The 13,377-nt window shown below is 65.0% G+C and carries 10 protein-coding genes; 3 read left to right on the forward strand and 7 right to left on the reverse strand.

Features of this window, described 5'->3' with window-relative positions; genetic code table 11:
- Positions 1-13: 13 nt before the first annotated feature.
- The 6 genes from P9875_RS25570 to ybaK form a co-directional block, all read right to left on the reverse strand.
- Positions 14-1,675 carry a GDYXXLXY domain-containing protein gene (locus P9875_RS25570; protein WP_099401795.1) on the reverse strand — a complete coding sequence of 554 codons (1,662 nt, stop codon included), beginning with the start codon at positions 1,673-1,675 and terminating at the stop codon, positions 14-16.
- Positions 1,672-2,631: a DUF2157 domain-containing protein gene (locus P9875_RS25575; protein WP_278316954.1), complete on the reverse strand. Its 960-nt coding sequence runs from the start codon at positions 2,629-2,631 to the stop codon at positions 1,672-1,674. Before P9875_RS25575 ends, P9875_RS25570 begins: the two co-directional genes overlap by 4 nt.
- 37 nt (positions 2,632-2,668) lie before the next feature.
- Positions 2,669-2,959: a DUF427 domain-containing protein gene (locus P9875_RS25580; RefSeq protein ID WP_278316955.1), complete on the reverse strand. Its 291-nt coding sequence runs from the start codon at positions 2,957-2,959 to the stop codon at positions 2,669-2,671.
- Positions 2,960-3,029: 70 nt separating this feature from the next.
- A complete protein-coding gene (locus tag P9875_RS25585) occupies positions 3,030-3,701 on the reverse strand; it encodes a DsbA family oxidoreductase (protein WP_099401516.1) in 672 nt (223 codons plus the stop codon).
- Between the two features lie 90 nt (positions 3,702-3,791).
- Complete coding sequence (gene plsY / locus P9875_RS25590) at positions 3,792-4,436, reverse strand: glycerol-3-phosphate 1-O-acyltransferase PlsY (RefSeq protein ID WP_235211734.1); 645 nt, start codon at positions 4,434-4,436, stop codon at positions 3,792-3,794.
- 97 nt (positions 4,437-4,533) lie between these two features.
- The gene (gene ybaK / locus P9875_RS25595; RefSeq protein WP_035821947.1) at positions 4,534-5,025 is read right to left on the reverse strand and encodes a Cys-tRNA(Pro) deacylase; all 492 of its coding nucleotides are present in this window, start codon (positions 5,023-5,025) and stop codon (positions 4,534-4,536) included.
- Positions 5,026-5,062: 37 nt separating this feature from the next.
- Between ybaK and P9875_RS25600 the strand changes: the two genes are divergently transcribed.
- Positions 5,063-6,034: an endonuclease/exonuclease/phosphatase family protein gene (locus P9875_RS25600; protein WP_278316956.1), complete on the forward strand. Its 972-nt coding sequence runs from the start codon at positions 5,063-5,065 to the stop codon at positions 6,032-6,034.
- A gap of 20 nt (positions 6,035-6,054) precedes the next feature.
- On the opposite strand, the gene P9875_RS25605 is transcribed toward P9875_RS25600, so the two are convergent.
- Positions 6,055-8,586, reverse strand: coding sequence for a sensor domain-containing protein (locus P9875_RS25605; protein ID WP_278316957.1), 2,532 nt, complete (start codon positions 8,584-8,586; stop codon positions 6,055-6,057).
- Between the two features lie 390 nt (positions 8,587-8,976).
- Between P9875_RS25605 and P9875_RS25610 the strand changes: the two genes are divergently transcribed.
- Both P9875_RS25610 and P9875_RS25615 read left to right on the forward strand, forming a co-directional pair.
- Positions 8,977-10,218: an efflux RND transporter periplasmic adaptor subunit gene (locus P9875_RS25610; RefSeq protein ID WP_278316958.1), complete on the forward strand. Its 1,242-nt coding sequence runs from the start codon at positions 8,977-8,979 to the stop codon at positions 10,216-10,218.
- Between the two features lie 3 nt (positions 10,219-10,221).
- Positions 10,222-13,335 (forward strand): efflux RND transporter permease subunit, encoded by a 3,114-nt coding sequence (locus tag P9875_RS25615; protein WP_278316959.1) that lies wholly within the window; start codon positions 10,222-10,224, stop codon positions 13,333-13,335.
- Positions 13,336-13,377 lie beyond the last annotated feature (42 nt).

The raw sequence follows: 13,377 nt of genomic DNA on the forward strand, positions 1-13,377 counted from the left end.
TAGTGGTCCCGCGCTACAGCTTCTCCAGCTCCGGGCCACGCATGCCCACCAGCAAGGCGCGGCCGTCGGGCAGCACGCGGAACTCGCCATAGCGGGCCTTTTCCCAGCGCGCCGCCTCGCCTTCCTTGAAGAACCAGGCATCGCTGACCAGCACCCAGTTCCCATCCTTCGGCGTCAGTTCGAGCAGGAATTCGCCGGGCGCCAGCGCCTCGCTGGTGTACGGGCGCAGCAGTTCCGCCACGCCGCGTGCATCGCGCGTGGCCACCACGAGGGGCCGGCCGGGCGCCCGCTCCACGCTGGCCAGGGTGGACAGCACGCCGAGGCCCTGGAAATTGAGGCGCATATAGTCGCCCTGCATCAGCGAGCGGGGATCGACGGGCGCCAGTTCCACGAAGATCGCTTGTCCTTTGGCAATCAGCTGCTCTTTTTGCCAGATGCCGCCATTGGCCACCAGCAGCACCAGCAGCAAGCCGCCCAGCACGCCCAGGCGCACAGCGCGGTGCTCCAGAACCACGTCCGCCGGTTTGCTTTCCACCAGGTGCAGCACGGCGCCGCGCGTGGCCAGCCACGACAGCGCGCACAGCACGGCGCCGGCCACGGCCAGCAGCGCCGCCTTGCTGGCCAGCGGCCAGGCCAGCTGATAATAAAAGCTGCCGATGATCCACGCCGCCGCCAGCGCGGCCGCCACGGCCACGCGCGAGCGCCCGCTCGTCACGCAATACGCGAGGATCAGCAGCACGGGCCCCAGCGCCGGCATGAACCAGGACAGCACGATCAGCACCAGCGCCACGCCGATGGCCGGCAACTGGCGCAATGCGGGCCAGCGCCATCCCGTCCAGGCAGCGGCCGCCGCAGCCAGCACGAGCGAGACGCCATTCAAGGCTTGCGCATACCAGGCGATACCCTGGTGCCGCGTCACTTCGCGCGCCACTTCGCCGGCAAAGCCACCGCCCAAGGCGCCACCCAGCATGAAGGTCATGCCGGACCAGAAGACCAGCCCCAGCAAGATTGCCAGGACCCACCCCGTCGACAGCGATTCCAGAAAGGCGGCGACGGGTGCGCCGCGGCCATCGTTGAACGCTTGCTTCTGCAGCCAGTGGGCGGCCAGCCAGAAGGCCAGGGCCAGCATCCAGGCAAAATACAGCTCCGTGGGATCGTTCTCGAAAATCCAGTCGCGCGTACTATCGACGATGCCCAGTCCCAGCAAGCCGCAGGCGACCAGGCCCAGCAACACGCGCAGCCAGTCGCGCGGCAAGGCGGCGGCCACCATCAGACATGCCAGGCACAACAGCAGCGACGCCGTCTGCGTGGAATAGTCGCGGTACAGGGCATAGCCGAGCAAGCCGCCGCCCACCAGCAGGCAGGGCACGGCCAGCTGCTCGACGAACAGCGCCACGCCGCGCGCGCGGATCAGCAGCACGGCCACGACCAGCACGATGGCGGCCACGACATACGCGCCGGGACCGTGGCGCACGACGCTTTCCAGGCCCACGCCCAGCGCGATCATCAGGGGAATGGCAGCCAGCCAGGCGCCGAACGCCGTCATCAGCACCAGCGGCCACGGCCGAACATCCTGCACGGGACGGGTAGCGTTGGGCGGCAACAGGCCGGCGCGCGTAGCGTCGTCGATCAGGGTGGCGAGCGCGTCGGCTCGTTGACTATTCACATTGTTCATGCCGTCTCCCGGCGCGTGCGCCACAAAATGCCTTGCACGGTCAAGGCCAGCAGCACGGCGGCCAGCAAGCCCAGCATGGCCAGCGCGCCCACGCCATCGCCCTGGCCGTTGAACAGCACGTGCGTCAGGCCGCCCACCAGCAAGGTGTTGATACCGAGCGCGACGGCGCTCAGGCCGAACACGTCAAAGAACCGGCCGGTGGCCAGCAAGACGCCGGCCACGAGCAGCAAGCCCAGTCCGGCCCAGTACGGTGATTCGATATCGTGGCCGAACAGGGCGCTGACGGCCGTGCCCGTGATGAGGATGGTGGCAAGCACCAGGCCCAGGCGCAAGGCCCAGCTGCCCGCGCCCGTCCAGCGCGCCAGCAGAGGCGAGACAAACGCACAGGCAAGCAGCACGGCCAGCCAGCCGCTGACGAAAATGCCCAGGTCGGCCGAATCGATGCGCCAGCTATGGCGCGCCTGCGCCTGCATCCACAGGGTGGCGGCCGTCGCCAGTATCAGCATCCACGGCGTCCACAGCACGTCGCTGCGCGCGACAAAACACAGGGGCAAGGCCAGCACGGCCCACAGGGCGAACAGCTGCCACGGATCAGCGCCCGTCTGGTACGTCTGGCCGAAGTAAGCGAACAGGCCGCCGATGGCCAGCAAGGCCAGCAGCAGCAAGGGGACTCTCGCCCTGGGCACGGCAAACGCGCCCACGCAAGCGGCGGCCAGCACCGCTTGCAGCAGCGCGAAGCGGCCCATGCGGCCGAAGTCTTCCCAGTTGGCGGCGACCCAGCAGATCAGCCCCATGCCCAGCAGCACGGCGCCCAGCACGGCCACGCCGCGCGGCAGCCAGTAGGCCAGGCGCGCCGGTTCGCGCTGGAAGCCGGCCACTTCCTGCAACTGCCGGGTTTGTTGGGCATCGAGCGCATGGGCCGAGGCGAGTTGGTACACGGCGAGGCGTAAATCCATCGTCTGCTTTCTTTATCGGGAAATTGGGGGAGCCAGGTCAGCGCTCGACGCTGACGCCACGCCAGAAGGCGACGTGACCGGCAATTTGCTTGGCGGCATCCTTGGGCTCGGGGTAAACCGAGGCCGCGTTGGCATTCGTCTGGCCATCGACGACGACGTCGTAATAGCTGGCCGTGCCCTTCCACGGGCAGACGCTCGTGTGGCTGCTGGGACGCAGGTAGTCCTGCGTCACTGCCGACAAAGGAAAATATACATTGTTTTCAACGACTTGCACCTGCGCATCGGTGGCTTGCGCGATGACGGCGCCATTCCAGCGGGCTGTTGGCATTTGACTATCCTCCTTCTGCGCCGAGTGTAGCGCAAAAAGTCCGCCATGGCGCGCGCCATTGGCGCCTGGTTCAGGCGCCGGCGATGATCTGGCGCAAGGCTTGCTCGAACACTTCGGGCGGCTGGCCGCCGGAAATCAGGTGGCGCTCGTTGATGATGACGGCCGGTACCGAGTTGATGCCATTTTGCTGATAGAACTGTTCCTGCGCGCGCACCTCGTCCGCATAGGCGCCGGAGGCCAGCACGTCGGCCGCTTTCACGGTGTCTAGCCCCACCTTGCCCGCCACTTTCAGCAGTACTTCGTGCGACGAGGGATTTTGTCCCTGCGTAAAGTAGGCATCGAACAGCGCCATCTTGAGTTCTTTCTGGCGCCCTTCCAGTGCGGCCCAGTGCAGCAGACGGTGCGCGTCGAAGGTGTTGTAGATGCGGCCGCGCTTGTCCATGGCGAAGGTAAAGCCCAGCTGCTCGCCGCGCGCACGGATGGCTTCGCGCGACTGCGCCATCTGTTCCGGGGTGGAACCGTATTTGCGGGCAATGTGCTCGCCGATATCCTCGCCTTCAGGCGGCATATTGGCGTTCAGTTCGAAGGGCTGGAAGTGGATGTCGGCCTGGACGGTGTCTTGCAGCTTGTCCAGCGCCTGCTCCAGCGATTTCAGGCCGACCACGCACCAGGGGCAGGAAACGTCGGAGACGAAATCGATACGGACGGGGACGGGTGTGGCGGAGGTGGTGGAAACAGTCATGGTGGGCAGCCTTTGCGCGAATCGGTGGCGGCCGCACCGCGCGGCGCCGCAAGCACAGCATATGCGTGCGGGCCGCGGGAAATCAAGCGCTTACTTTTTCTTGACGGGCGCCTTGGCCGCATCCTTCTTGCCACCGATCTTGCTTTCCTTACCAGAGAGCAAGTTCGCGATGTTCTGGCTGTGGCGGTAAGCCAGCAGCACGCTCATGACGATGACGGACAGCAAGATGGGATCGACGCCGAACAGCAAGCCATAGTAAAACGGCGCGAACAGGGCCGCCACCAGCGCTGCCAGCGAGGAATAGCGAAACGCGTAGGCAATGATCAGCCAGGTGGCCAGGGTAGCCAGGCCCAGCCATGGATTGATGCCCAGCAGCACGCCGAGGGCCGTGGCCACGCCCTTGCCGCCGACAAAGCGGAAGAACACGGGCCACAAATGGCCAAGAAAAACGGCGATGGCCACCAGGGCCACGGCCATGTCGCCCACACCCAGCGCAGTAGAAAAATGGTCGGCCAGGAACACGGCAAGCCAGCCCTTGGCGCCATCGCCCAGCAGGGTCATGATGGCGGCGCCCTTGTTGCCGCTGCGCAGCACATTCGTGGCGCCCGGATTTTTCGAGCCATAGGTGCGCGGATCGGCAATGCCGTAGACCTTGCTCATCACCACGGCAAACGATATCGAGCCGAGCAAGTAAGCGGCCACTGTCATTGCCACGGTTGTGATTACTGGATTCATTTCTTCCCTTTATTGTGTTTATTACACCAGCATCGAGGCTGGCGCAGCAGAATATACACCAGCGCCCGGTCCGCGGACAGGGCGGTATCCAGTTTTCTTAATCCTGCAAGGCGCACTGCACCGGCTTGGCCTTGAGCAAATCGAGCAGCACCTGCGGCGCCAGCGAGACGAGGAAACCGCGCCGCCCGCCATTGATGTAGATGCGTTCGAGCGCCAGGATCGACTCTTCCACGTACACGGGCATGGCCTTCTTCGTGCCGAACGGCGAGGTGCCGCCGATCATGTAGCCGGAATGGCGCTGCGCCACTTCCGGCTTGCACGGCTCGACGGACTTGCAGCCGATGCCACGCGCCAGGTTCTTGGTCGACACCTTGCAATCGCCATGCATGAGCACGATCATCGGCTTGGCCGCCTCGTCCTGCATCACCAGGGTCTTGATCACAGAGTGCTCGGGCACGCCAAGTTCGCGCGCCGAGACGCTGGTACCGCCGTGCTCTTCGTACGGATACGGATGTTCTTCAAAGGAAACTTGATGCTTGCGCAGCAGCTGCGTCGCCTGGGTTTCGGAAATATGCTCTTTTTTAGCCATGCGTGATACGCTGATCGTTCAGTGAGGAGTGCTAATTATGCAGGAAGAAATCCGCTTTGCCACATTCAATGTCTGCAACCTTGCCCCCGCCGGGGCGAAATTGTATGACAACCTGGAACCGTTGAGCCCGGCGCAATACGCAGCCAAGGCGGAGTGGACGGCGCGGCAGATCGACCTGCTCGACGCCGACGTGATCGCTTTCCAGGAAATTTTCTCGCAAGCGGCCTTGCGCGACGTGCTGTCGCGCACGCGCCATTACCGCGAAGCCACCGTGGCCGGCTACGACGCGATGGATGCTAGCGGGCGCATGCTGCCCACGGTGGCGCTCGTGTCGCGCCTGCCGCTGGCCGGCGCTGGTGTTGCCTGGGCGGATTTTCCTACCGGCGTGAGCGTGTCCGCCGAGGACAACGCCTGCCGCTTTGCCCGCGCCCCCCTGCACGTCCAGGTCATCTTGCCTGGTGGACAGCTCACGGATGTGGTCGTCGTGCATTTGAAATCGCGCCGGCCCGATTACCGCCATGGCGACGGCTACGATGCGGCCAGCTACGCGCTGGCCAACCTGCGCTCGCTGCAGCGGCGCGGCGCGGAAGCCGTGGCCCTGCGCGTGCTGGCAAGCGAACTGGGCCACAGCGGCCGTCCCCGCATCGTGCTGGGCGACTTCAACGACATCGCCAATGCCGTCACCACGGCCATCGTCATGGGCGCGGGCGCGCCGTGCGAACCGCATGGTGACATGCCGGAAATGCGCGCGCGCCTGTACGACGCCAACGCCATCCAGCTGCGCCAGGATGCCCTGCGCCACGTGGGCTACACGAATATCCACGACAGCGCCTACATGACGATCGACCACATTCTCGTGTCCGAACATTTTCATCCTGCCTCGCCGCGCGCCATCGGCGTGCTGCAGGAAGTGACTTATCTCAACGACCATTTGCTGCTGGGCTTGCCATATGCGTCCGACCATGGCCAGGTGCTGGCGCGCATCAAGCTGCTGGGAAACATTGATTAACTCTGTCACTAATGCAATAACTAATGTAACAACTTCGCCAGCACGCTGCCCTCCACTTGCGCGCTGGCATAGCGCCCCTGGTATTGCTGGCAACCCTGCCCCCGCAGATACGCCAGCTGCTGCGCCGTTTCCACGCCTTCGGCGATCACCGTCAATTGCAGTTCGCGCGCCATGGCGATGATGGTGGCGGCGACGGCCGTGTCGGACTCGCCTGCCGCGCCATCGGCGGTGGGCAGAAACGAGGGGTCGATCTTGAGTTTATCCACCGGGTAATGGCGCAGATTGGCCAGGCGCGAATAGCCGGTGCCGAAGTCGTCAATGGCCAGCCTGGCGCCCAGCGCGCGCAGTTGCGCCAGCACGCCGGCCAGGCGCGCGCCGCCCTTCATCAGCAACGATTCCGTCACTTCCAGTTCCAGGCAGCCGGCGGGCAAACCCGACACGGCCAGCGCCTCTTGTACGCTGAGCAATAAATTATTGTGCAGGCATTGCGCCGGCGACAGATTCACGGCTACGCGCCAGTCATGGCCCGCATCGTGCCAGGCGCGCGCGCGCAGGCAGGCGTGGCGCAGCACCCAGTTGCCGATCGACACCATCAAGCCGCATTCCTCGGCCACGGCGATGAAGCGCTCGGGCGGCAGCACGCCCAGTTGCGGGTGGCGCCAGCGCAGCAGCGCTTCGGCGCCGAGGATCTGCCCGCTGGCGACATCGAGCGCGGGCTGGAACTCCAGCACGAATTCATCGCGTCCCAGCGCTTCGCGCAAGCCCTGCTCCAGGCTGGCCCGCTCAACGATTTGCGCATTCATCTCGGCATTGAAAAACTGGAAATTATTGCGCCCGCTTTCCTTGGCGTGGTACATGGCGATGTCGGCGTTGTGCACGAGGCTGTCGATGCCGTCGCCATCGCTGGGAAAGATGGCCACGCCGATCGAGGTCGACACATGCAGTTCGTAGTCGCCCAGCTGGTACACCTGCGTCACGGCATGCAGCAGGCTGGCCGCCACGTGGGCCACCTGGTCGATGCCGCCCACCTCGGCCAGGATGATGACGAACTCGTCGCCGCCATGCCGGCTGACCGTGTCCACGCCGCGCACGCAGCGCACGAGGCGCCGCGCCACTTCCTTGAGCAGCAAGTCGCCCACGTGGTGGCCCATGCTGTCGTTGATGTGCTTGAAGTGGTCGAGGTCCAGGTACAGGATGGCCAGCATGCTCAGCTTGCGCCGCGCGGCCGCCAGCGCCAGCGACAGCCGATCCAGCAGCAGCACCCGGTTCGGCAAGTCGGTGAGGAAATCGTGCTCGGCCAGGTGGCGCGTGTGTTCCTCGTTTTTCTTGCGCTCGCTGATGTCGCTGAGGATGGCCAGGTAATTGCTCAATTGCCCCTGCGGGTCGCGGATGGCCGTCAGCGACAGCCAGGCCGGGTAGCGCCCGCCCGCCTTGCGCTGACCCATGATGTCGCCTTGCCAATAACCGTTCGCCTCGACTTCGTCCCACACATGGTCGAAAAACGCGGGCGCATCCGGCTCCACGCCCTGCAGGACGAACGGTTTACTAAGCATGTCGTCCAGGCTGTAGCCGCTGATCTCGCTGTACGCGGGATTCATGCTGACGACGCGCTGCTGCGGGTCCAGCACGACGATGGCCTCGCGCGCATGCTCGACCACCTGTGCCGACAGGTACAGAGCCCGCTCGGCCAGTTTGCGCGAGGAAATATCGCGGATCACGGCATAAAACAGATAGGTGTGGTCGAGCGTGACGGACGTGAGCAGCACTTCGCCCCAGAACAGCTCGCCCGTGCACGTCTGATAGCGCCAATCGTAGCGGCAATTGCCGTCCGCGTGGGCCTGCGCCGCCAGTTGCGTGCCGTGCAACGAGGACAATGCGCCATCAGGCTGGCGCAAGGGGGAAAAATCGCTGAGACGGCGCCCCAGCAGCCGCTGCCGGTCTTCACATTGAAACAGGGCAATGGCGGCCGGATTCGCCTCGGCGATATGCTCGTCGCGCAGCAGCAGAATGGCATCGGCGGATTTCTGGTACAGCTGGCGGAAATTGTCGCCCATCAGCAGCAAGGCGCCCTGCGCGGCGCCATCCTGGCCGCTGGCCGTGATGTCGACATCGATGCAGACCACTTGCCGCACGTGTCCGGACTGCATGACGGGGAATACGGTGGAACAGATGCAGCGCGGCGTGGCCCCGTCGGCGCCCAGCTTCCACAGACGCGTGCTGCGCGCCTTGCCGCTCTCCCACACGGCCGCCAGTTCACCGGCAAGCTCCCCGGCCACGGTGGCGGCATCCGGCAGCGCGGCGGCCACCCTGGCCCACGGCTGGCCCAGCGCCAGCTCGGCCGTCACGCCATACAGGCGCGCGGCGCCAACACTCCAGTAGCGCACGATGCCATCGCGGTCGATGCCGCGCACGGCCAGGCCCGGTGCCTGTTCGACGGCGGCAACGATGATGGACAGCAAATCGAGCGCCTTGCCGGCCGCGCCCGCCTGCGGTTCGGCAGCGGCCAGCAAACGGCCCGGCGACGGGGCGGCTCCGGCAATCCGATCAGACATCAGCCCCCCGTGGCGCGGCCGCGCGGCGACCGGCGGGCGTATGGCCTGTCCGGTGGCGCAACCATCCTGACCATTCTTGCGCGCCGGCGAATCGGCTTCTTGAGGATGCGCAAGCATCGTGACGTGCGCGGCGTCGACGCGGGCAAGTTGGTTCCGGTCGCCGTTTTTTGCATTCCAGCCCCGATTTTGTGCAATCTGTCGCACGGGTATGGCGGCCGGACTTGAATCTTCCTAAAGTGGCAACATGCGCATCGCCGTGAACGGCCGCAGCGGCAGGCGTGCTGCCTGCGGCCACCACGGTGATGCGCTACCCGAATTCTCCCGGCCAGCGACAGGCCGGCCGTACCGAGACCTGGCGCCGAAGCCCTGCGCCGCTCCTGAAAAAAACCTATGAAAAACGAGACCCTGCCCCCCGCCTCCCCCCTTGCCGCCACGCGCCGCCGGCGCTGGCGTACCCCCGTGCTGATCCTCGTCGTGCTGGGCCTGGCCGGCGGCGGCTGGACGGTGATGCAATCGAAGCAGCAGGCCGCCAAGGCGGCCGAACTGCAGGCGAGCAAGAAGAAGGAACAGGAAAAGACGCCCGTACATGAACTGGCGCAGGGCGACGTGGCCGCCATTGCCGCGCGCGCGCTGTCCATCAGCCTGCCCCTGTCCGGTTCGCTGGCGCCCTTGACCCAGGCCACCATCAAGGCCAAGGTTTCCGGCGTGATCGAGGCAACCACCTTGCAGGAAGGCCAGCAAGTGGCGAATGGGCAAATCCTCGTGCGTCTGGACGCGGCCGACCTGCGCGCCCGCCTGACGCAGCAGCAAGCCATGCTCGACGAAGCGCAGGCGCGATTGTCGATGGCCGGCAAGAATGAAGCGAATAGCCAGGCCCTGCTCAAGCAAAAATACATTTCGCAAACGGCCTACGACACGACGCAAAACTCGGTCGACCTGGCGCGCGCCAATGTGAAGTCCGCCGCCGCGATGGTCGACATCGCCCGCATCGCGCTGGCCGACACCGTGATCCGCGCGCCGATGGCCGGCATCGTCAGCAAGCGCCACCTGCAGGCCGGCGAAAAAGTCTCGCCCGACATGCCCGTCTACACCATCGTCAACCTGGCGCAACTGACCCTGGAAGCGCCCGTGCCCAGCGCGGAAATCCCCCGCATCAAGCTGGGCCAGGACGTGCATTTCAAGGTCGACGGCTTCGGCGCGCGCGACTTCGCCGGCAAGGTCACGCGCATCAACCCCACCACCGAGAGCGGCTCGCGCGCCATGCTCGTCTACATCGCCGTCGACAATGGCGATGGCGCGCTGCGCGGCGGCATGTTCGCCAAGGGCAGCATCGTCACCGAGCGATCAGTCGTGGCGCCGCTGGTGCCCCTGACGGCCGTGCGCAATGAAAAGCAGGGCCCCGTCGTGTATGCGCTGGTGAACAACAAGGTCGTCGCCCAGCCCGTCACTCTGGGCTTGCGCAACGAGGATGAAGGCTATGCGGAAGTCACCTCCGGCCTGGTGCCGGGCGCGAAAGTCATCATCGCCAAACTCGATGGCGTCAAGCCGGGCCACAGCGTGACCTTCGCCGCGCCAGCCACCTCCCCAACCGTGCCCGCCGCGCCGGCAGCCGTGCTGGCACGGAAGGATTAAGCCATGTGGATGACCAAAGTCAGTATTCAAAACCCCGTCTTCGCCACCATGGTCATGGTGGCGCTGGTGGTGCTCGGCATCTTCTCCTACCGTGGCCTGGGCGTGGAAAGCATGCCCAGCGTGCAGTTCCCGTTCGCCGCCATTGAAGTGAACTATCCGGGCGCCTCGCCCGAAGCCGTGGAAAACGACATCACGCGCCCCATCGAGGACGCCGTCAACACCGTCAGCGGCATCAAGACCATCCGCGCCAACTCGTGGGAAGGACGCGCCGGCGTCTACCTGGAATTCGAGCTGTCGACGAATATGGACAAGGCCATGCAGGACTTGCGCGACAAGGTGGCCCTGGTGCGTCCGCGCTTCCCGAAAGAAGCCAAGGACCCGTTCATCGCCCGCGCCGAAGGCGACAACGAACGCCCCATCGCCACCATCGTATTGACATCGACCGGACATGACCTGCGCGCGCTGTCGACCATGACGGAGCAAATCATCAGCAAGCGCTTCCAGAGCGTGGCTGGCGTGGGACAAGTCAAGCTGCGCGGCCTGCGCGCGCGCCAGATCCTCATCAGCATGAAGCCGATCGAACTCAATGCCCAGGGCATCGGCGTCGATGAGGTCATCCGCGCCATCCAGGCCACGAATACCAATCTGCCGGCCGGCTCCATCAGCCATGGCGCGGCCGAACAGCTGGTGCGCGTGGAAGGCAAGATCAAGGATGCGCGCGAGTTCGGCAAGATCATCGTCGCGCGCCGCGCCGTCGGCCCCGTGTACCTGGACCAGGTGGCCACCGTCGTCGACGGCGAGCAGGAGGAACTGTCGATTTCGCGCATGAACGGCCAGCAAGCCGTGACGATGGAAATCACCAAGGTGCAGGACGCCAATGTGGTCGAAGTGGGCACCGGCATCCTGAAAGTGGCGGCGGACCTGCAAAAGACCCTGCCGCCCGATATCAAGCTGCGCGTGCTCGACGACGAATCGGAACGCGTGCAAAGCCAGCTCAATAACGTCAAGCGTACCATCATCGAAGGCGCCGTGCTGACCATGGTGATCGTCTTCCTGTTCCTGCACTCGTGGCGCTCGACCATCATCACGGGCTTGACCCTGCCGATCTCCGTGCTGGCCAGCTTCATCGCCATGAAGGCCTTCGGTTTTACGCTGAACTTTTTGACCCTGATGGCGCTGTCGCTGTGCATAGGCCTGTTGATCGATGACGCCATCGTCGTGCGCGAAAACATCGTGCGCCACCTGGGCATGGGCAAGAATCACTACAAGGCGGCCAACGACGGCACCAATGAGATCGGCCTGGCCGTGATGGCCACCACATTCGCCATCGTCGCCGTGTTCGTCCCTGTCGCCTTCATGGACGGCATCATCGGCCGCTTCTTCCTGCAGTTCGGCATCACCGTGGCCGTCGCCGTGCTCGTCTCGCTGTTCGTCAGCTTCACGCTTGACCCCATGCTGTCGTCCGTCTGGCGCGACCCCGTCAAGGACCGCTTCAAGTACGTGCCGTGGCTGGGCCGCTTCATGGCCTGGATCGAGACGGGCATCGACCGCCTGCACGTCTGGTATGGCAAGGTACTGAAAGTGGCCCTGCGCTGGCGCAAGACCACCCTGGCCACGGCCGTGGCCCTGTTCGTGGGCAGCCTGATGCTCGTGCCCATGATCGGCGGCGAGATGTTCCCCGAGACGGACCAGGGCTGGGTCAACCTGCGCTTCAAGACGCCCGTCGGCTCCAGCCTCGAATACACGGATAGCAAAGTGCGCCAGATCGAAACGGCCCTGAAGGAATTCCCCGAAATCGACAGCCTGGTGGCCAATATCGGCACGCCCGATGGACGCAACGCGGCCGAGGTGAACCTGAAACTGACGGACCTCAAGACGCACAAGCGCCGCTCGCAGCAGGAACTGGAAAAGCTGATCCGCGAACGCCTGGCGCCGATCGCCGGCATCACTCTGTCCGTCGGCAACCGTCCCATCTTCATCGCCATCCTTGGCACGGACGAAGGCAAGCTCGATGCGGTGGCGCACCGCCTGATGGACAAGATGCGCACCATCAAGGGCCTGGCCGACATGGAGTACAGCCAGGAAGGCGCCAATCCATCGACCACCGTGAAGATCAATAACGAACTGGCCAGCGACCTGGGATTGTCGGTGCAGCAGATCGGCAATGCCCTGCGTCCTTTTGTTGCGGGCGACACGGTCAGCCACTGGCTGGCGTCCGATGGACAAAACTATGACGTCAACGTGCAGCTGCCCAAATCAGGCCGGCAAAAGGTGGCCGACCTGGCCGACCTGTCGCTGGCATCCAGCAAGCTTGACGCCAACGGCAAGCCCGTCATGATTCCGCTGCGCCAGGTGGTCGAATTCGTGCCCTCGTCCAGCCCGCAAGTGCTCAAACGCCAGGCCTTGCAGCGCCGCGTCGCCATCTATGCGGGCACGCAGGGCCGCCCCGCCGGCGACGTCGACGCCGACGTGCAGAAAGCCATCAAGTCCATCGACCTGCCACCGGGCGTGCGCTTCGACGTGGCCGGCAATGCGCAGCAGATGGCCGAAACCATGGGCGGCGCGATGATGGCGCTGGGGATCGCCGTTATCTTCATCTACCTGGTGCTGGCCTCGCAGTTCGGCAGCTTCTTGCAGCCGATCGCCATCATGGTGTCCCTGCCGCTCTCCTTGATCGGCGTGCTGGCCGCGCTGCTGATTACGGGCAGCACCCTGAACATCTTCTCCGTGATCGGCTTCATCATGCTCATGGGCTTAGTGACCAAGAACGCGATCTTGCTGGTCGACTTCACCAACCAGCGCCAGCGCGAAGGCCTGGGGCAGTTCGAGGCGCTGATGGAAGCGGGGCAAGTGCGTCTGCGCCCCATCCTGATGACGACCCTGGCGATGGTCTTCGGCATGCTGCCGATGGCCATCGGCATGGGCGACGGTGGCGAATCGCAGGCGCCGATGGGCCGCGCCGTCATCGGCGGCGTGATCACCTCGACCTTGCTGACACTGGTGGTGGTGCCCGTCGCCTACACCTACCTCGACAGCTTGGGCAAGCGCGCCGCGCGCTTCTTTGGCGGCGGTGAGCATGCCGAATCCGCAGACGACGGCAAGGCACACGCCCACTGAACTACCGGTCGCCTTCACCGTCCCCGCATTGGCGGGGACGAC

This window comes from Janthinobacterium rivuli (genome assembly GCF_029690045.1).
Lineage (GTDB): Bacteria > Pseudomonadota > Gammaproteobacteria > Burkholderiales > Burkholderiaceae_D > Janthinobacterium > Janthinobacterium rivuli.